1 protein-coding gene is annotated in these 611 nt (G+C 59.9%); it reads right to left on the reverse strand.

Annotated elements, in window-relative coordinates; translation table 11 throughout:
* Positions 1–611: hypothetical protein (locus JIN85_RS20840; protein WP_200274477.1), on the reverse strand; the 611-nt coding region annotated here is incomplete at both ends.

Consider the following 611-nt stretch of genomic DNA (forward strand, 5'->3'; position numbering starts at 1 on the left):
AAGGTGTCTTCGTGAATGGCGAAGGTGATGTCATTGCCGACGCTGCCGGGCCTGCGGGCGGTTAGAACGATGTCCTTGTTGGTTCCTCCCATGGCTGTTGTTAGACTCGCGCGTGTTTTCTCGCTGTCGTCTTCATTCAGCATGATGCCACCACTCGGCAGGCGTTCCGCAAAGTGGACCGTGGCGGCAGCGGCCTTGAGCACGGTTCGGCGCTTCAGGCTGATGTCATTGACGAAGTGGTCGGTGTCCAGATCGAGCGAAAGCACTTCAGCAGTGGCGCGTCGGGCGACGTTCAGGCTTGGCGGGTTGGTCGTGTAATCCCACCAAGCGAAGGCGTCCGGGCAGCGCTTGAGAAGTTCCACCAGCGCCTGCAGGAAGGTCACATTGGAAAGCGTCATGCGCTCCATGGTGAACAGCGCCGGGTCAATCACTCCGGCCTGCACGGGCAAGCCAACGGTTGCAGCCCGATCTAACAGGGCAACGATGTTTTCCCCGATCGGAACCTGCTCGAAGGTGAAGTTCGGCCGTTCGACCTCTTCCTCGGTGGCATCCGGAATGAGAGAGGAAAGCGTTTCCTGATCGAGCCACCAACCGGCCCCAAGTGCGGAGAA

Source organism: Luteolibacter pohnpeiensis, assembly GCF_016595435.1.
Lineage (GTDB): Bacteria > Verrucomicrobiota > Verrucomicrobiia > Verrucomicrobiales > Akkermansiaceae > Luteolibacter > Luteolibacter pohnpeiensis.